The following is a 20,154-nucleotide window of genomic DNA, read 5'->3' as shown; positions in this document are numbered from 1 at the left end:
ATAACAATATGATAATCATTGTACACGAAACGATTTCCCGTGCCTATTCTTTGTTCATTATGTTACAATAATAACTGTTCATACGTAGAGTAAGTATACGTACATGTTCAAGTTGAAAGAGCTTGAGAACATCGCATTTTATCAAGTAAACAAGAAACGGGGAACTGGGATGGTGGAATTCATTTTATTATGGGGGTTTTTACATCCTGACGTTTTATGCGTTTCTCCCTGGCATAATCAGCCGCCTGTTTGGATTCCGTGTCTTTCAGAAGGGACGTACAGAACGGGAACTGGCGTTGACATTCGACGACGGTCCAGATCCGATCTATACACCTCAGCTGTTAGACCTGTTGAAGAAATATAATGCTAAGGCAACATTCTTTGTGGTTGGCATCCACGCAGAGCAGCACCTAGATGTGCTGAAGCGAATGCACGATGAGGGTCATCTAATTGGCATTCACAATTATGTTCATAAGTCCAACTGGCTGATGCGCCCAAAAACGGTGAAACGACAAATCCGCAAAACGTCAGACATTATTGAATCTGTAACTGGCAAGCGATCGAACTATTATCGACCGCCTTGGGGGATTGTCAATCTATTTGATTATGGCAACCTGGGCCACTTGCAAATTATATTGTGGTCTGTTCTATTCGGGGATTGGCGGAAGAAGCTTGGCGCCGAACGCTTGTATCGGCGTATGATGAAGCGATGTCGGGGTGGGGAAGTTCTGCTGCTGCATGATTGCGGTCTTACACTTGGGGCGGATCGGGAAGCACCAGCGAATATGCTAGCTGCATTGGAACGATTCCTAGACGAAGCGGAGAAGCGCGAGCTGCGCTGCGTCCGTATCGATGAGCTCATTCGATTGACCGATCAAGCCCGGATGAAGAATCCAAGCTTGTTTAGACGCATGGTCGTACGTCTCTGGTTTCTCTATGAGAAAGCCTTCCACTCCGTCTTTGCGTTGAAGACAACGAACCATGAACAGCCTGTATTTCATTTCCGTGTTCGTCCATATCACGGAAAGGCCGTAGTCTTAGATGACGGAGTAGAATTGAAGCATAATGACCTTGTGTTGGAACTGCATTTCGACAATCGACTATTATATGATATTGGTCATCGGTCGAGAAGTGCGATGCAAATTGCAATTCAGATGATACGTTCCGTAGAACGTACGCTGCCGGAGCTTGCTGATTATGTGTTAAGCGATCAGAATTTGCGGGCGAATGTGAAGGCATTATACGGAGTAAGTATGATGCACCGCGGGCCCGAGCAATTCGGATTTACGGTACGAGATTTGCCAAGAGGATTATTCTCCTGGGTGTCTCGGAGATACTTGCGGCTTCTGATGAGCATTATTCATCCACAGGGACAGAATCGATTGAAGCAGCAAGCGGAACAGATGATTCCGAAGTTGATTATCATGTCGACAGAAACCTTGTTATCGCGATATGGAAGAGATAGAAATTATGCATTTGATGCGAATGCATCTGAGCGGCTTGTGCTCGTCGATAAGAAAGTAGAGAACGTTGCACATCCGTTATAATTCGAAATATTTACCAAATTATAACATCTGATTTAAAGCTTTGAAAAATGACTTTGTTCACTTTTCAGAGCTTTTTTTGTACTCTTTATTGGATTGAGTATTTATGCAACTTTTATGCAAGAAAATAAAAATGCAGAAATGAACATTCTGAGAGGAATAAGTAGACAGTTATCCACTGAGGGGATACAATATAGTGAAATAGGATCAGATTTCCGTTTTTAGTATAAAAATAGTTTGATTTTTTGAGATGATTTTCCTATGATTGATAAAAAAAGTTATCGAATGAAAATTAAAATCTTTTAAGGTAAAGCTGACATAAGCATTTACAAATACGAAATTATCAAGTAGTATTATGAAAAAATATTCGTCTCTTGCTGAGGAATTGGTCATTCTTTCTTATTTTATTGACCAATGTTCTATAAAAGAGTATATAGCCGAACATTCGAAGCTAACTAGGTAATATGTATACAACTTTTATACTAATTATAAATGACATCTAAGAAATAAGGGGAGAATGTTGTGAAGAAAAGTCTTAGCACCATGATTTGCTTACTGTTGTCCTTGACGCTTATCCTTTCCGCTTGCGGAGGTGGAAGTTCCTCTGAAGGTTCGGACAAGTCTTCCGGCCAAACGACAGAACAACCTGCTGAAGAATTGGTAACCGATGGCTTGATTAAAGCTTCGGATGCATCCTTGTCTCCAGAGCTTGCAAAGAACCGTAAGGACACCATGATTATCGGCATCACAGCGCCGAGCGGTATTTTCAATCCATTGTATGGTGAAACGGCATACGATAACTTTATTAATACTACCATATTCACCAGCATGATCGAAGTGAACAAGGACGGTACTTATAAGGAAGGCATTGCAGAAAAATGGGAAATTTCCCCAGACAATCTTGTATACACGTTCACATTGCGTGACGGCCTGAAGTTCAGTGATAATACTCCGTTGACTGCGGATGACGTAGCATTCAGCTTGACTGTATTGCACGACAAGTCCTATGACGGTCCTACCGACATTATCAAGGACGCTCATATCAAGGGCGGCAAAGAGTATAAAGAAGGAAAAGCAACATCTATCGAAGGCATTAAAGTGTTGGATCCGCGCACGATTCAAGTGACGACGACCGAAGTTAACGCATTGGCATTTTCATCTATCGGTTCCGTAGGCGTGCTTCCTAAAGCAATCTACGGCAAGGATTACAAGCAAGGTAACCTTGGTTACATGAGAGACCTGTTCACGATTCCAGTCGGCAATGGGCCGTACAAGCTTGAAAAGTTTACTCCAGGTCAAGAGGCAGTATTGGTAGCAAACGAGCTGTTCTACCAAGGCAAACCTAAAATCGAGAAATTGATCTACAAATTCACGACGCCGGAAACGAATGTGCAATTGATGCAAGCCGGCGAAACGGATATGGATTTCATCGATGTTAACAAAGATACAATTGAGCAATTGAAAGAATTCGGGTTCGTTGACGTTAACTTGTTCCCAGCGAACAGCTACGGTTATATCGCGTTTAACCATAAGCATGACCAATTTAAGGACAAGCGTGTTCGCCAAGCATTGACATACGGTTTGAACCGTAAGGAAATCGTTGATGCGGTATACCAAGGTTATGCAGACGTTCTGAACGTTCCGCAATCCAAAGTATCTTGGGCGTACACAGATGATGTGAATAAGTACGATTTCGATTTGGAAAAAGCAAAACAATTGCTGGATGAAGCAGGCTGGAAAGTTGGCGGAGACGGCATTCGTGAGAAAGACGGCAAGAAATTCAAGATTACGTTCACAGCGACTACTCCAAACCCTGTAAATGATGCAATCATTCCGCTTGCTCAAGCAAGCTACAAAGAGCTTGGCATCGAATTCGTTGCAGAACAAATGGACTTCAATGCGGCTGTAGACAAGCGTAAAAAAGGCGATTTCGACATGATGTTCTTGGCGTGGGGCTTAACACCAGATCCGCAATCCGGTGAAAATGTGTTCAAGTCTGGCGGTTCCCAGAATGATGTTGGATACTCCAATCCGAAGGTTGATGAGTTGTTCACGAAAGCTGGAGCAATGGTAGACACTGAAAAACGCAAAGAGGTCTTTAAAGAACTGTATAAAGAGTTGAATGAGGATCTTCCTTACATCTTCTTGTACCAACGTCGTGATATGTGGGCGAACAACGCTCGCTTGCAAGGCTTCGATATGTCGCCATACCGCAACTTCACGTACAGCTTGCCACAATTGCAAATTCAATAGCCGCAAGGCAAATGAATGATGCCTGCAAAATGCTCAGCCTCCGGGCTGGGCATTTAGGCTTATATAAAGCTAGGAGGAATAATTATGAAGCAATACGCCATTCGGCGGCTGTTACAATTGGTTCCTACGATAATAGGGGTATCCGTTATCCTGTTCGCCGTGTTTGCATTGGCACCTGGTAACTTTATCGATTCGAACCCGACGATTTCCAAAGAGCGCGCTGCTGAACTTAAAGCGATTCACGGGTTGGACAAGCCGCTTACTGAGCGTTACTTCACTTGGGCGAGCAACACACTCAAGGGAGATCTGGGGATGTCGATACAGCATAAGCAACCGGTTACAACTGTACTTAATCGGTATATGTGGAATTCCTTTATGATCGCTGCAATCGTATTAGTTTTATCATGGGCAATAGCAATTCTTGTCGGTGTATTTTCTGCTATCAGGCAATATTCCTTTTTTGATGGGGTAGTTACGTTTCTCGTATTTGCCTTAATGTCATTGCCATCGTTCTTTGTTGGCTTATATGCAATTAAAGCGTTAGCTGTCGACTTCAAAATATTCCCTGTTGGCGGAATGTACACCTCCGGAAGTGAAGCTACCGGATTGGCGCACTTCTGGGATTTGGTTCATCATTTAATGCTGCCAGTCATCGTGCTGACTGCACTGAGTGTAGGATCGCTTACACGTTATTTCCGTACGAGCATGTTGGAGGTTATCCGTCAGGATTATATCCGTACGGCACGTGCGAAAGGCTTGAAAGAAAGAACGGTTATTTTCAAACACGCGCTTCGCAACGCAATGCTGCCTGCAATTACGTTGCTGGGGATCGAGCTTCCGGGATTGTTCGGTGGCGCAATGATTACAGAGAAAATCTTCAACTGGCCGGGGATCGGCCGCATTAACTTGGAAGCAATCACGTCGCGTGACTACTTCTTGTTGATGGGCTTCACGATGTTCTTGGCATTGCTCACTGTTGTAGGTAACTTCTTAGCTGACGTGCTGTACCGCGTGGCTGATCCACGTGTACGCATGAAATAGAAAGGGGAAAAAGCTCGTGTCTCAAACTGCTACTAATTCTGCAGCTGCAACAGCTGCATCGAAGACGAAGCCTGCTTCCCCGTGGAGGTTGGCATTTAAGCAACTTAGCAAGAACAAATTCGCAATGGGCGGAATTGTCGTTGTACTTTTGATGTTCATTATTTGCTTTATTGGTCCGCTGTTCTCGCCATATTCCTTGGATACGATGGGCCCAATGAAAAATAAAGGCCCTTCCGCTACCCACTGGCTTGGTACGGACAACCTGGGACGCGATATCCTGCTGCGGGTTATGCTCGCAGGCCGCGTATCCTTGATCGTCGGTCTCGTTGCGATGATTATCTCTGTCACAATCGGTAGTACACTAGGTGCACTTGCAGGTTACTATCGCGGATGGGTTGATTCCATCATCATGCGTCTAGCAGATATTATGATGTCGATTCCTAGTTTGCCGCTCTTGGTCATTCTTGGTGCGGTACTATCAGATATGAAGGTTCCGCCGGGTCAGCGGATTTACGTGGTTATGTTCCTGCTTGGATTCATGAGCTGGCCGAGCTTGTCCCGTCTCGTGCGCGGACAGATCTTGATGCTTCGTGAACAAGAGTTCATGCAAGCGGCAGAAGTACTCGGTCTGCGTGACCGTCGCAAAATCTTCCGTCACTTGCTGCCGAACACGATTCCGATCATCATTGTCGTAGCGACATTGACGGTTGCGGGTGCAATTCTGCAAGAGTCGGTATTGAGTTACTTGGGTCTAGGGGTTGTGCCGCCGACGCCATCATGGGGGAACATGATTACGGCAGCGAACAACTTGATTGATTTCCAGAAGCGTCCATGGTTGTGGATTCCGCCGGGCGTATGTATTTTCATGACAGTAATTGCGATTAACATCATTGGTGACGGCTTGCGGGACGTCCTCGATCCGAAAATGAAGAGGTAGGGATACGTTATGTCAAATAACTTGATCGAATTTCGCAATTTGCGGACGAATTTCTATACTAGCAGTGGCGTCGTAAGAGCGGTCAATGATGTCAGCTTCTCGATTAAAGAAGGAGAAACACTGTGTGTCGTTGGTGAATCCGGATGCGGGAAAAGCGTTACAGCGATGTCTCTTATGCGTCTCGTCTCTCCTCCAGGTAAGGTGGAGGGCGGTCAAATTTTATATAATGGAAAAGACTTGCTTGGAATTAAGGAACGTGAAATGCGCCAGATCCGCGGTAACGAAATCGCGATGATCTTCCAGGAGCCGATGACGTCTCTGAACCCGGTATTTACGATCGGGGAACAGCTGACAGAACCGATTCTGCTGCATAAAGGCGTTACGAAGAAGGAAGCTAAAAAGCGCGCGATTGAGCTGATCGAACTGGTCGGCATTCCACGCGCGGCACAAATCTTCGATGCATATCCGCATGAGCTTAGCGGTGGTATGCGTCAACGGATTATGATCGCGATTGCGCTTAGCTGTGATCCGAAGCTTCTCATTGCGGATGAGCCGACAACAGCGCTCGACGTAACGATTCAAGCACAGATCTTGGACTTGATGCGCAACATTAAGAAGGAATTCAATACGGCGATTATGATGATCACGCATGACCTTGGTGTCGTAGCGGAAATGGCTGACCATGTTGTCGTTATGTATGCAGGTAAAGTGATTGAAGAAGCTCCTGTGCTTGAGCTGTTCAAAAATCCGAAGCATCCATATACGCAAGGTCTCTTGAAGGCAAAGCCGGTCATCAATGAGCGTATGGAGCGTCTATATACGATTCCGGGACAGGTTCCGAACCCTGTTGAACTCGGAGAGAACTGTTATTTCAATGATCGTTGCGAGCATTGCATGTCCATCTGTACGGATAAGCAGCCTCAGCTTAAAGTGTATGACAACAAACATAAGACAGCATGCTGGCTGTATGAAAAGGGAGGGGACGTACAATGAGTCAACAACCGTTGCTACAAGTAGACAATTTGAAAAAATACTTCCCCATACAGGGCGGTATTTTATCCAAAACGGTAGGCCATGTTCGTGCGGTTGACGGCGTGTCCTTCAGCTTGAATAAAGGGGAAGCGCTTGGTCTCGTAGGGGAATCCGGATGCGGTAAGTCGACTACAGGTCGTACGATTCTTCGCCTGCTCGACAAGACGGAAGGACAAGTATTGTTCAACGGCGTAGAGATTCATGACTTGTCGAAAAAGGAACTTCGCAAAATGCGTCCCAAGATGCAGCTTGTGTTCCAGGATCCGTACAGCTCCTTGAACCCGCGTATTAAGATCGGCGATGCAATTGGCGAAGCCTTGATTGACCACGGCATATCTTCGAAGAACGAAGTGCGTGATCGGGTCAAAGAAATTTTGACGATTTGCGGTCTTGCTCCTTACCATATCGATCGCTACCCTCATGAATTCTCTGGTGGTCAACGCCAGCGTATCGGGATTGCGCGCGCCTTGGTGCTGAACCCTGAATTTATCGTAGCGGATGAGCCGGTATCGGCGCTCGACGTATCGATTCAGGCACAGATCATTAACTTGCTGAGTGATCTGCAAGAGCAGAAGAACCTGACGTACTTGTTCATTTCTCACGACTTGTCGGTCGTTGAGCATTTGTGCAACCGTATCGGGGTTATGTACTTGGGCTCGCTCGTTGAGATGGCTCCTCGTGATGAGTTGTTCAGAAATCCGCTTCATCCGTACACGAAGGCATTGCTGTCTGCAGTGCCTGTACCAGATCCAACACGCAAGCCTGATCGGATCGTATTGCAAGGGGATATTCCAAGCCCGGCGAACCCGCCATCCGGCTGTAAGTTCCATACGCGCTGTCCGTTTGCGACAGACATCTGTAAACAGGCAGTTCCGGAATATCGCGATATGGGCGGCGGCCATCAGGTTGCTTGTCATTTGGTCTAAATTGAATAATTCTCATTAATTTGCAGGCTGTCTCATCCAAGATGAGGCAGCCTGTTTTGCGTCCGCTGGCAGGAAGTAAATAAGGAAATGTCCATCTTAAACAAAGAAATAGACCGAGAAAAAGTACTAGGCTCGTGAGGTGGCGTTAAAACTATGGGCAAAAAGTAAAGTTTAAAAGCTGCCATTTCCTTTAGTAATATGACAGAGGATGACATCATTAAGGTCTATAATGAGGGAAACAAATCAATGAAAGGGTGGCCATTTATGGGGCGAAGAATAATTCTTGATTTAGCCGTTACGATAGATGGTTTTATTGAAGGGAAGAATGGAGAAGTAGATTGGTGCATGATGGATGCTGAGATGGGGTTTACTCATTTCTTGCATCAAATTGATACGATTTTGTATGGAAGAAAGAGTTATGATTTATGGGGACAATTTACGCCAGGAAGCGAAAGTACGGAAGCTGAAAAAGAAATGTGGGAACTCGTGCACAGTAAAAAAAGTATGTGTTCTCCAAGACGCAAAAAGGAACTGATAATCAAGCCATATTCATAAATGACAATATCCTTGAAGAAGTAAACACATTAAAAAATATGCCTGGTAAAGACATCTGGCTGTATGGTGGAGCAAGCCTTATTACAACCTTTATCCGTTTGGGTCTTGTTGATGAATTCAGATTATCAGTTCACCCTGTTATTTTGGGTGAAGGGAAACCGTTGTTTATGGATATAAAACAGAGGTTGAATGTAAAGTTGATTCATTCAAGAACATTCTCCTCTGGCGTTGTACAACTAATCTATAGAACATAATATTGCATATCTATTATCAACTATCATTGTCTAGTCTATAACTTATTTTCGATGAACAAGAAGCCCGCTCTGTATACTAGAGCGGGCTTCTATATTGCAACAATACGTATAATAAATAGAATTAGATCTTCAAAATGCCGCCTTGGCTTGCATTCGTAACGAGCTTGGAGTAGCGCGCGAGATAGCCGGACTTCACCTTCGGCTCGAAGCCTTTCCAGCCAGCACGACGGCGCTCAAGCTCTTCATCGGACACTTGAAGCTCGATCTTACGGTTGTTAAGGTCGAGTTCAATAATATCTCCATCTTCAACGAAGGCGATTGGGCCGCCTTCTGCTGCTTCAGGCGAGATATGACCAATGCTGATGCCTCGGGAAGCACCAGAGAAGCGTCCATCTGTAATCAGGCCTACCTTAGCGCCTAAGCCCATGCCGACAATTTGCGAGGTTGGAGCAAGCATCTCAGGCATGCCTGGACCGCCCTTAGGGCCTTCATAGCGGATGACTACTACATGGCCTTCCTTGACTTTGCCGTTCGCTATACCAGCCAATGCCTCGTCCTGGGAGTCGAAGCAGATTGCAGGGCCCATGTGATGTCCGCCAACGGACGGATCAACCGCGCCGACCTTAACAATCGCGCCTTCCGGAGCCAGATTGCCGAACAGAACGGCCAAGCCGCCGCGTTCACTGTGCGGCTTATCCAAGGTGTGAATCACATCGGTATCGAGAATTGGGCTGTCTGACACATTCTCACGCAATGTATTGCCTGTTACGGTAATGCACTCGCCGTGGAGGGCGCCTTCCTTCTTGAACAGCTCGTTCAGAACCGCGCTGACGCCGCCAGCGTTGTGCACATCTTCAATATGATAATCGGAAGCAGGCGCAATCTTGGCCAAGTGAGGCACACGCGCTGCTACTTCGTTAATACGTTCAATTGGATATTCAAAGCCAGCTTCTCTTGCGATAGCAAGCGTATGAAGCACCGTATTTGTGGAACCGCCCATGGCCATATCAACGGCAAAGGCATTGTCGATAGCTTCCATTGTTACGATGTCGCGCGGCTTAATGTCCTTCTCAATGAGACTCATTAGCTGCTTCGCGGATTTCTTGACGAATTCACGGCGCTCAGGCGCTACAGCAAGGATCGTTCCGTTGCCCGGAAGTGCAATTCCGAGTGCTTCTGCCAAGCAGTTCATGGAGTTAGCTGTGAACATGCCGGAACATGATCCGCATGTTGGACAACCATACTGCTCCAATTCTTGAAGTCCTTTATCGTCAATCTTGCCGGCTTGATAAGCACCAACACCTTCGAACACGCTGGAGAGGGAGATGGAGCGGCCGTTGGAATCCTTACCAGCCTTCATTGGCCCGCCGCTGACGAATACAGTCGGGATGTTGACGCGCAATGCTCCCATAATCATACCTGGTGTAATCTTGTCACAGTTCGGAATACATACCATACCGTCGAACCAGTGTGCGGATACAACGGTTTCAAGGGAATCCGCGATAATCTCACGGCTTGGTAGCGAGTAGCGCATGCCGATATGGCCCATGGCAATCCCATCATCGACGCCAATGGTATTGAATTCAAATGGAACGCCGCCGGCTTCGCGAATGGCTTCCTTTACAATTTTACCGAATTCCTGCAAATGTACATGACCGGGAACGATATCGATATACGAGTTGCATACTGCAATGAACGGCTTGTCGAAATCTTCTTCCTTAACGCCTGCGGCACGCAGCAAGCTGCGGTGAGGCGCACGATCAAAGCCCTTTTTAATCATGTCTGAGCGCATCTTTTTGGCTGTCATATGGTAAACCTCCATCTCATGTCCTTCCCGTCGCGCGGGACGAGTCCTATTTTTCTAATTCATGATTAATAGATTAACTACTTATATTTCTAATGGTTGCCAATGGGTTTCTTAGTAGTCTATCACAAGTGTTGGGGTTTTTCTACCAATCCATTCTAGGCGAACACGCTGTTGCACGCACAAAAACACCGCAAGAAAACAGCATGCAAAAATGCAGATTCTCGCGGTGTTTGGACAATGATTGTGAGCCGAAATCAGCTCGTATGTGACAGCAAGTATAATCGATCAGCTGTGCTTGATTTTCGCGCGGAACAGCTTATGGCGTATCCACCCTGCAATCGCATCCCACTTCGGCTCAATAATCGGATGGAGCCATGCCGTAACCTGCGGCTGCGCCAGCAGAACAGCACCGGCAATAGACGCTGCAATCAGCAGTGCTGCGCTCAAGCCTGACGTAATATGGGCATATACACCTGTCAGCACGACGAATCGAATAATTAGCCCGTGGAGGAGAAACACGTACAAAGTTCGCTTGCCTAAGTTTGTTAAATGAGTTTCCCGTATTGGCACCCAAGCCAAGAAGGCAGTGGACGCTACTATCTGCGTCAAGTAGATGACGGTACGGTTGAATAGGGCAAGCCAACCGGACTGTGTCCATCCAAGCTCATGGAAGGTCATATGATTCATGAACCAGATAGGATTAATAGGCTCAGACATCACGTAGAGCACGACAAGCAGTGCCATGGATATGGCAATCCCTATATACCGCACGAACGGTGTCAGCCATGCCCGAAATCGCTCATAAGAGAATGTGTACCCAATAACGAAGAACGGCAAATAGACGACAGAACGAGAAATGCCGAGCCATGCGCCCTGGAGCGGCAGAAAGCCGACTAGAAATCCTAGTACAATGGAGATAAGCAGTGGATGACTTATCGAAAAACGTGTGAACATTTTCATCATAAGTCTCCAGAATAGATGGCCGACTAAGAACCAGAGCAGTAAATATGGAATGAAAAAGGAATGACTAATTCCAGGTACGCGAAACACAAGATAATCAAGCAGCGAGTAAATCGTTTGAAAAATAATATATTGAAGTGCGATTTGCTTCAGGATACGAATACCTGCCGCACCGTTTAGATTGCTGCGTGCAAAATATCCCGTGACGAACACGAATAAAGGCATGTGGAACGTGAAAATCCAAAGGAAAATAGCTTTCATCTCAGGCATGCGCATGATGAGTGGTTCAATCGCATTGCCGACAAAGACGCATACAATTAGTAGAAATCGCAAATTTAAGCCGAACGTCTCTCCACTTTTCGTTAACGTTGACGGCCCGCATCCGGGGGCGGTGGGGATACTAAGGTGCTCCCGCATGATGGTTCCCTCCTTACCTAGGTGTAGTCGGTTTACGGATTTCTCTTTGAATATGGCACCGTAAGCCGGCGAGCTCATTAGCTGTCATTTATAGATTCAACGTAACATAGAAGGTAAGCATACATTGTGATGTTAATCACAAATAACGCTTTCAATTGTGCCCATTGTTTGCAGGCAGTTAAGACTGCTTAATTCAGTTGACTAGTTGGCAAATATAGGGTTATGATAAGCCGTAATAGAGCACATTTCTACAAGAAAAGAAGGGAGATGACAATTGCAACCGCTACCAATTTTTGGTGCGAAATTTGATTCGTAATAACTCGTGACAACCGTACTCCTTCTGAATCTGGGGCTGCGGGTATTTGCTAGTTTTGCTAGTATTGGTATATTCCTTTTATGGATAGAAACATAGTATTTCCCCAACATTAAGAGAGCTGCTCTTCATCGGCTCGCATGCGATTCAATTAGTCATGATTGTGCCCTGACAGTCATAACATAATAGACCTCTAGCATATATGTTACGAACTATGACACATGCCTTTATTTGAGGCAGATCATAATTTTTTGAAATCAAATCTTACTTCGGCACAGGTTATCTAATCCGTATGCGTGCATGATCATGCATGGCATTGCTCGACATTTCACCTCAACCTTTTAAGGATCTATTGGATTCTCATTCTCACATTACCACGCATCTGGGCTGTCTAGTCTTTTCTTTCTATTAGATTGCAGTCAATTCATTATTCACATTTCATCGATTGGTCAATTTACCCTTAGTCATTAGTGACATAAATCATACTTTGTACCATTCCATCAGACTTACCATTTTGTCATACCGTAACAAGTGCGAGTTCCCAATGTTTCATTTGTGGTGCATTCGTAGTGCAGCGCAGAACACTTAGAACTGGTTCGTCACATTTAGTGCGGGTAAAGTGGTGTATTTTGCTGCCCGAACTCAGTCTGAGTTAACCTGCATCCTGCAAATCAATGCGGACGATGCGAACAACCTCCACCATTTTCGGTTCTATCTGTCTAGGAGACAGCTGCACATAACGACAAAGGTTCTGCTCCCAGCGCTGTAAGCGCCGTAGGGGAGGAGCAGTTAGGAAAGGAGTGCCTACATGGTTACACTGCCTAAAGTAAATGATCTAGGTTTTTTTGAAATCCGATTGGAATCAATCGGGGGGCTTGGAGCGAATTTGGCCGGCAAAATGCTGGCGGAAGCTGGAGTTACCGGCAGCGATTTGAACGGCGTCAGCTTTTCCTCATATGGATCAGAGAAAAAGGGTTCTCCCGTTAAGGCGCACATCCGGTTCTGTATGCCAGAAACGCTAATCCGGGATACGACACCAGTAGAACGTCCTCATATCGTGGGTGTTTTTCATGAGTCTTTATACAAGACAGTCAATGTAACTAGCGGCATTTATGAGGACAGCCTCATACTCGTCAACTCTGCCAAATCTCCTGAGGAACTGAAGGAGAAGCTGAAGCTGCCGGGTGGAACTATTGCGGTTGTCGATGCAATCGGAATTGCATTGGAAGAGAAAAATCGCGTGAATATGGCGATGCTCGGCGCGCTGTTCCGCTTATGCGAGTTCTTGGATGCGGAGCAGATGAAGAGCGTTATTCGCAAATCACTGGAGACAAAATATCCGGGGGCGGTTCAGCCAGCGCTGAATACGTTCCAACGTGGATATGATGAAGTGAAATTCCAGTCATTTTCCTTCCCTGAGGGGGTTCTGCTGCCGAAGCCTATTCGTTGGGATACGCCAGCGCTTGGCTATGAGACGCAGCCTATCGGCGGTACCGTCGTGAATCCAGGCAACTCCATCTTAAAGGATCTGAGCATCTCTCGTGCCGGTATGATGCCGCACTTTGCCTCAGACAAATGTATTCATTGCGCGGCCTGCGATAATGTGTGCCCTGATTTTTGCTTTGTGTGGGAAGAACAGCCGGACAAGAAGGGTCGACCGCAAATGTTCCTCCAAGGCATTGATTATCAATATTGCAAAGGCTGCTTGAAATGTGTATATGCATGTCCTACAGAAGCATTGACCGATGAGCGGGAAGAGGATGGATATGCGGATGAACATCGTGTTCCGCATATGTTCGAGCTGGCTGCACGCCATTGATAGATAGAAGGTAAGGAGGATGAGTGGCTATGGCAATTGAGTATGAAAAAGAAGTGACCGGCGGTACGGTTGAGCAGCGGATGGTGTATGAGTCAGGCAATGAAATGGCTGCATATGCCGCACATCAAATTAATTATCATATTATGGGCTATTTTCCGATATCGCCATCAACAGAAGTGGCACAATTCCTTGATCTAATGAAGGCGAACGGACAGCATGACATTAAGCTAATTCCAGCAGACGGTGAGCATGGATCGGCAGGAATATGCTATGGAGCCTCAACTGCAGGTGGACGGGTATTCAATGCGACGAGTGCGAACGGATACATGTATATGCTTGAACAAATGCCTGTCCAATCAGGTACGCGATTCCCGATGGTCATGAATTTAGTGTGCCGCTCCGTATCGGGTCCGTTGAACATCCATGGGGATCATTCGGATTTGTACTTTGCACTGAATACAGGCTGGCCGATTCTGCTCTGCCGAGATCCACAAGCGGTGTACGATATGAACATTATGGCGCTTAAGCTTGCAGAGGATCCGGAGGTTCGGCTTCCAGTGCTAGTTGCATTCGATGGCTACTTCACCTCGCACCAGAAGCGGCGTGTTCAGACCTTCGCCAAGCGAGAGGACGTGCATCGCTTCGTTGGCGAACAGCCTGTGCGCGGATTCGCTGATACACTGGATCGTAATAATCCGATCACGGTAGGGCCTTATATGAACGAGCCGGATTATATTAATAACTGCTATCAACAGTCCATGGCTATGTACAAGGCAGAAGAGGTGTTCGATCGCATCCGTACCGAATATGCTGCGCTGACGGGACGAGATTATCCGATTCTGGATTTATATCGAATGGAGGATGCAGAAGTAGCTGTATTCCTGCTTAATTCCGCAGCGGAAATTATTAAGGATGTCGTCGATCAGCTTCGGGAACAGGGAATTAAAGCCGGTTCCATATCACCGAACATCATCCGCCCATTCCCAGCGAAGGAGATAGCGGATGCGCTGGCTCATATTAAAGTCGTGACAGTGGGAGACCGTGCTGATTCTTATGGCGGTCACGGCGGCAATATGGTCAATGAAGTGAAGTCAGCACTGTTCACGCATGGTAATCGTGATACGATGATTATCAGCCGTATTTACGGGCTTGGCGGCAAGGATTTCTATGCTGAGGATGGTCATGCACTGTTCGAGTGTGCCATTGAGGCAGCACAGAAGGGGTATGTGGAGAAGCCATTCGATTACCATGGTCATACGCCTGGTGACCCAAGCCAAGGCCCCGCAGCGTGTCATTGAACCGATGAAATATGAAGATTTGAAGACAGGTCTAATTACGGTAAAGCAGGACGAAGAGTCCGGTAAGCTAAGCGTCCGCGTTCCGCCGCTGCGTCAATTGACGAAGAAGCCGAAGCGAATTGCTCCAGGCCACGGTGCGTGTCCAGGCTGCGGCATCTTTTCCGGTCTTGAGCTGTTCTTCAAGGGGATCGAGGGGGATATTGTAGCACTGTTCCATACAGGATGCGCAATGGTTGTCACAACCGGGTATCCTTACTCTGCCCACAAGGCGACATATATTCACAACCTGTTCCAGAATGGGGCAGCAACGCTGTCTGGAGTCGTTGAAATGTTCTGGGAACGGAAGCGGCGCGGTGAGCTGGATCACCTGAACCTGCCAGATGATTTCACGTTTGTGATGATTACAGGGGATGGCGGGATGGATATCGGTATGGGGCCGGCGATTGGAGCGGCTCTGCGCAATCATAAGATGATAATTTTGGAATACGATAATGAAGGTTACATGAATACGGGGGCGCAATTGTCCTATTCGACTCCGCTTGGCCACCGCACTTCCACCTCTAACGTAGGCAAGGTGCAGGCGGGCAAGATGTTCCATCATAAGGATACCGCGCAAATTATGGCGGCAACGAACATTCCATATGTCTTCACAGGCAGTGAAGCATTCCCACAGGATTTGCTTAAGAAGGCGGCTAAAGCACAATGGTATGCTCAGAATGAGGGGCTTGTATACGGCAAAATTTTAATTACCTGTCCTCTTAACTGGCTGTCCGAAGACAAGCTGGGCACACAGATTGTCAATGCGGCCGTAGATTCCTGCTTCTTCCCGTTGTATGAAGTGGAACAAGGGGTTACCACAATTACGTACAATCCGGAGGATAAGAATAAGAAAGTTCCGCTACTCGAATGGCTGGTTATGATGGGCAAGACGAAGCATATGAGCAAGCCGGAGAATGCGGAGGCGCTGCAGTCGTTCGAGCATGAAGTAGAGCGGCGCTGGAATGTGCTCAAGGCGAAGAGCGAGAACCCGTATCTATAATAGGCTAGGTTAAACTATTTTACTCGATCCATATAGGCCTGAGAACGCATCTGTACTTGATGCCTTCTCAGGCCTTCTTCGTAGGAGCAGAAGAATAGCTTGTCAGTGAGGGATCGCACATGCCGCCCCTGAAATCTTTCCCTAGAAGAATAGGTACGGTATACTTAAAATTGAACTATTTAGGTGGAAAAGGGAGGAAGCGACGACGATGACAGAACAAATGAATCCTATTCTTCATGCTCATGCAGAGGAGCTGGCAGACTTATTGCGCAGCAGCAGGCATGTTGTTTTTTTTGGCGGAGCAGGAACATCGACAGAGAGCGGGATTCCCGATTTCCGATCGGACAATGGGGTATTTGCGGATGATGAGGCATTCCGATATCCTCCGGAAGTCATGCTTAGCCGCTCCTTCTATGATCGTGATCCGGCGACGTTCTATCGTTTCTATCGCGCGAAGATGCTGCATCCATCTGCGAAGCCGAATGGAGCACATCGTGCATTGGCCCGGCTAGAAGAGGATGGTATCGTGTCAGCAGTCGTCACACAAAATATTGATGGACTGCACCAAGCAGCAGGCAGCAAGGAAGTATGGGAGCTTCATGGCTCGGTGCACCGGAACCGCTGCACCGCTTGCGAAGCGGAATATGGACTGGATGCAGTGTTGAACAGTGAACACGTTATCCCTTCCTGCAAGCAATGCGGAGGGACATTGAAGCCTGATGTTGTACTGTATGAAGAGCAGTTGAATGATTCGGTTATCTCAAGAGCGATTGAACGGATCCGGGAGTCGGATCTGTTAATCGTGGGCGGTACTTCGCTTACTGTGCAGCCAGCGGCCAGCTTTGTTCGATTAGCAACGAAGGCGAAGCTGGTGCTGATGAATCGGACGGCGACGAGCATGGATGGACATGCGGATGCGGTATATCGTGAACCAATGGGGAAATTGTTCACACTCGCATATTACAAGATGACAGGGAAAGAGGTATAGCCCTATGCGCATGATTGGGGTTGACCTCGGGACGACCAATCGCAAGGTCGGACTATTCGATGAGTCAGGCAGACTTCTAGGACAAGCGAGTCGTCCAACCGTTACCGTAGATACAAATGAAGGCTACGTTGTATATGATCCAGATGCGATGTGGAATGACGTATCCGAAATGGTTCGCGAGCTAATTGATGCTCACGGTGAAGTTCCTGTTGATTATATCGGGATTACGAGCATGGCGGAGAGTGGACTGCTCGTGAACCGTCATACAGGAAAGGTGCAATCTCCGCTCCTGCCGTGGTTCGACACATGCTCTTCCGAGCAAGCGGAGCGGATTCGTCAAGAAGGAACGCCGTTGGAGCTGTTCCAACGTACAGGCTTGCACCTATCGTTCAAGCATGGATTGCCGAAGCTGCTCTGGCTGAAGGATCGAGCTGCGGGTATGTTCGAGCAGGCTGTGTGGCTGTCCGTATCAGGATATATTGCATACCGATTAACTGGTGCAATGGCCTTCGACCCATCGCTTGCGACGCGAACATTTGCATATAGTATGAAGACGGACAGCTGGGATGTCCCGTGGATTCGGCATTTCGGATTGGACGAGCAGATTTTCCCGGAAGTTCTGCCAAGCGGCACACCCCTAGGAACTGTAGCGCCGGAGGTAGCTGGAGCTCTTGGTCTGTCTACCCATACACGAGTTGCAATTGGCGGGCATGATCATGTCTGTGCAGCACTTGCAGTTGGGGCTGTGCAACCGGGAGATGTATATGTTTCTATGGGAACAGCAGAGACGCTCGTTGGCACAATCGCGAGGCGACCACTCGGACAAGCCGAGTTTGATACCGGATTATCCTATGGCTATCACGTTGTGCCGGGATATCACTTCTGGATGGGGGGCAATGCTTCTTCAGGCGGTGCAGTGGAATGGATTCGCAGACAGCTTGCCGATGAGGCATTATCCTACGAAGAGATTAAGCAGTTCATGAACGATGTGAACGACGGCCCGGGGGAAGCGCTGTTCTTCCCGTATCTGTCAGGAAGCGGAGCTCCTTATCCGAATTCGAAGACACGTGCTGCCTTTATCGGTCTGTCTAAGTCGCATGGCAAGAAGGAGCTATTGCGGGCAGTATTTGAAGGTACGGCTTATCAGCTGGAGATGATTCGTCAAAGTGCGGAACGCAATTCGGAGCATGAGATTCGCAATATGTGCGCGGTTGGAGGCGGGACAAGGCTTCCTGCATGGTTGCAAATGAAGGCGGATATATCGAATGCAACGCTTGTCGTGCCGCCTATTGAGGAGGCGACGATGCTTGGCGCTGCATGCGCAGCTTGCACTTGGGGGCGGGTATTATGCCCATGCAGAGGAAGTGCGTCAGGCGATGCAAAGTCGAGGCGTGGACACCTATCATCCTCATGCAGAGCGTCACCTTCGTTATCAACAGGTATACGACTCACGCTATATGCCTGTCGCAAAAGCGTTGTGCGGGATGTAGCGATCCATTAAGAGAAATGAAAGTTCCATCGGCGTGGAACGATAGAGCTGGATTCATAACATAACTTGGAAGCAATAACGATAAGAGTCCATATCGAAAGCATTGAAACAACTACAGCATTAGAGTGGATATGTCATTCACATAATAAGGAGCGTTGCTTTTTTCTGTTCAACAGGGCGACGCTCCTTTTTGTTAGATAGATTAGGATTTATGAGCTGGATTCAGCTTATCTACCGCGCGGCGGAACAGCTCGCCAACTGCACTAGTCTGCTTGTGATTCTGTACGTAGACTCCACCAGTATTCGTAAGGTCTTGAATAAGCTGCGAAATGGATTTGGATGCAGCCTCCTTGCGGCTGGATTCCGCTAAGCGCGCCTGCTGCTCCCACTCTTCCTTGATGCTCAGTCTTTTCATAGGTGTTCCCTCCTAATTCTTGGTGTACATCCATACTAAGATTTACGCTGATAAGTGCTGTCGGGCTGCATAACTTGATTGCGATAGGTTGTAGGAGGCTGCCCATAGAACCGCCGGAATTGTCTCGAAAAATAGAGCGCATCAGGGATGCCGACCGAGGCGGCTATATGCTCAACCGTTAGATCAGGACGTTCTCGAAGCAATTGGCGGCCCTTATCGATGCGCAGCTTCAACAGGAAGGTAACAGGTGTCATGTCCGTTATCCGCTTAAATATGCGAGAAAAATAGGCCCTGCTGTACCCTAAACTCTCCGCGATATGCTCGATGGATAATGGATGCGCATATTGAGTAGACATCATCTGGATAGCCTGCCGTACGGTCTGCTGCATTTCAGACTCGGGACGCAGCCTATTCGTGTCATCCAATTGCCGCTGCATGCCTGCATATTTCGCCATAATGAGATGGAGACACCCGTGTGCAATCAGATCGGCTGCTACACTTCGCTCTTGAAATGCAGTAGTAATATGCTTCATCTGATAGGGAACATCCATGCGATCGTCTGCACGAATAATGGGGGTTTGCTCCGAGAAGCCAGCACGGCCTACGAGGTCATCAGCGGAACTGCCTTGAAAGGCAATCCAGCAGTATTTCCATGGCTTCGCTGCATCGGATTCATAGCTGACGAGGCGTCCGGGCGCGATGAGGAACGCATCTCCGGCCTGAAGCTCGTAAGTTTTCGTTTCCGTTGAAAAGTTCCCCTGTCCATCCATGATATGATGAAGCAAATAGTAGTCGTAAAGTTTAGGGCCGACCTTATGAGAGGGGACGGTCTGGCTTTCCCCTGAAAATAGGACGCGTATTCCTTCTTGTTCGACGTAGGTTGGATTTGATGCAACCGTATAGGTCTCTAGAGCGCTGACGGAACTAGCCTCTGCATCGATCATTGTAGCAGTTGCTGCCTCTGCCGCTTCATAATTAAGGCAGTCAGTCATAATGAGATCCTCCTTGCGTGTCCAATAATTGTATTGTAGCATGAAAATGATAGTAGAGTCACATAAGTCCATATG

Annotated in this window: 13 protein-coding genes and 2 pseudogenes; 11 read left to right on the top strand and 4 right to left on the bottom strand. The window is 47.4% G+C overall.

Annotated features, from left to right (window positions below; genetic code table 11):
* Positions 1 to 296: 296 nt before the first annotated feature.
* The 7 genes and pseudogenes from AZ66_RS05920 (at position 297) to AZ66_RS05890 (ending at position 8,542) form a co-directional block, all read left to right on the top strand.
* Positions 297 to 1,547, top strand: a complete 1,251-nt coding sequence (locus AZ66_RS05920) for a polysaccharide deacetylase family protein (RefSeq protein ID WP_231586751.1) — start codon at positions 297 to 299, stop codon at positions 1,545 to 1,547.
* 519 nt (positions 1,548 to 2,066) lie between these two features.
* Entirely contained in the window at positions 2,067 to 3,797 is a 1,731-nt protein-coding gene (locus tag AZ66_RS05915; RefSeq protein ID WP_044353997.1) for an ABC transporter substrate-binding protein, read from the top strand.
* A gap of 84 nt (positions 3,798 to 3,881) precedes the next feature.
* Positions 3,882 to 4,838: an ABC transporter permease gene (locus tag AZ66_RS05910; protein WP_044353996.1), complete on the top strand. Its 957-nt coding sequence runs from the start codon at positions 3,882 to 3,884 to the stop codon at positions 4,836 to 4,838.
* Between the two features lie 16 nt (positions 4,839 to 4,854).
* Entirely contained in the window at positions 4,855 to 5,775 is a 921-nt protein-coding gene (gene opp4C / locus AZ66_RS05905) for an oligopeptide ABC transporter permease (protein ID WP_044353995.1), read from the top strand.
* A 9-nt stretch (positions 5,776 to 5,784) separates the two neighbouring features.
* Positions 5,785 to 6,768 (top strand): ABC transporter ATP-binding protein, encoded by a 984-nt coding sequence (locus AZ66_RS05900; RefSeq protein ID WP_044353994.1) that lies wholly within the window; start codon positions 5,785 to 5,787, stop codon positions 6,766 to 6,768.
* Complete coding sequence (locus AZ66_RS05895; protein ID WP_021260638.1) at positions 6,765 to 7,733, top strand: ABC transporter ATP-binding protein; 969 nt, start codon at positions 6,765 to 6,767, stop codon at positions 7,731 to 7,733. The genes AZ66_RS05900 and AZ66_RS05895 overlap by 4 nt, the downstream gene beginning before the upstream one ends.
* 264 nt (positions 7,734 to 7,997) lie before the next feature.
* Positions 7,998 to 8,542: pseudogene (locus tag AZ66_RS05890) on the top strand (dihydrofolate reductase family protein).
* Between the two features lie 121 nt (positions 8,543 to 8,663).
* On the opposite strand, the gene ilvD reads toward AZ66_RS05890, so the two are convergent.
* Both ilvD and AZ66_RS05880 read right to left on the bottom strand, forming a co-directional pair.
* Positions 8,664 to 10,349 carry a dihydroxy-acid dehydratase gene (gene ilvD, locus AZ66_RS05885; protein WP_044353992.1) on the bottom strand — a complete coding sequence of 562 codons (1,686 nt, stop codon included), beginning with the start codon at positions 10,347 to 10,349 and terminating at the stop codon, positions 8,664 to 8,666.
* A gap of 285 nt (positions 10,350 to 10,634) precedes the next feature.
* The gene (locus AZ66_RS05880) at positions 10,635 to 11,726 is read right to left on the bottom strand and encodes an acyltransferase family protein (protein WP_021260635.1); all 1,092 of its coding nucleotides are present in this window, start codon (positions 11,724 to 11,726) and stop codon (positions 10,635 to 10,637) included.
* Between the two features lie 1,121 nt (positions 11,727 to 12,847).
* On the opposite strand from AZ66_RS05880, the gene AZ66_RS05875 reads away from it, so the two are divergent.
* From AZ66_RS05875 to AZ66_RS05860, 4 genes and pseudogenes are all read left to right on the top strand, one after another.
* Positions 12,848 to 13,858 (top strand): 2-oxoacid:acceptor oxidoreductase family protein, encoded by a 1,011-nt coding sequence (locus tag AZ66_RS05875; protein ID WP_044353991.1) that lies wholly within the window; start codon positions 12,848 to 12,850, stop codon positions 13,856 to 13,858.
* A 29-nt stretch (positions 13,859 to 13,887) separates the two neighbouring features.
* Positions 13,888 to 16,195 (top strand): annotated as a pseudogene (locus AZ66_RS05870) (thiamine pyrophosphate-dependent enzyme).
* Positions 16,196 to 16,403: 208 nt separating this feature from the next.
* Positions 16,404 to 17,183, top strand: coding sequence for an NAD-dependent protein deacylase (locus tag AZ66_RS05865; RefSeq protein WP_231586750.1), 780 nt, complete (start codon positions 16,404 to 16,406; stop codon positions 17,181 to 17,183).
* 4 nt (positions 17,184 to 17,187) lie between these two features.
* A complete protein-coding gene (locus tag AZ66_RS05860) occupies positions 17,188 to 18,684 on the top strand; it encodes an FGGY-family carbohydrate kinase (RefSeq protein ID WP_231586749.1) in 1,497 nt (498 codons plus the stop codon).
* Positions 18,685 to 18,874: 190 nt separating this feature from the next.
* Here AZ66_RS05860 and AZ66_RS05855 read toward each other — a convergent pair whose 3' ends face one another.
* Entirely contained in the window at positions 18,875 to 19,087 is a 213-nt protein-coding gene (locus AZ66_RS05855) for a hypothetical protein (protein ID WP_044353990.1), read from the bottom strand.
* 35 nt (positions 19,088 to 19,122) lie between these two features.
* Positions 19,123 to 20,151: an AraC family transcriptional regulator gene (locus AZ66_RS05850; RefSeq protein WP_331436884.1), complete on the bottom strand. Its 1,029-nt coding sequence runs from the start codon at positions 20,149 to 20,151 to the stop codon at positions 19,123 to 19,125.
* Positions 20,152 to 20,154: the final 3 nt, after the last annotated feature.

Origin of the sequence: Paenibacillus sp. E194, assembly GCF_000935845.1 — a bacterium.
In the GTDB taxonomy this organism is placed as follows: Bacteria; Bacillota; Bacilli; order Paenibacillales; family Paenibacillaceae; genus Paenibacillus_B; species Paenibacillus_B alvei_B.
This window is presented reverse-complemented; position numbering and strand designations above follow the sequence as displayed.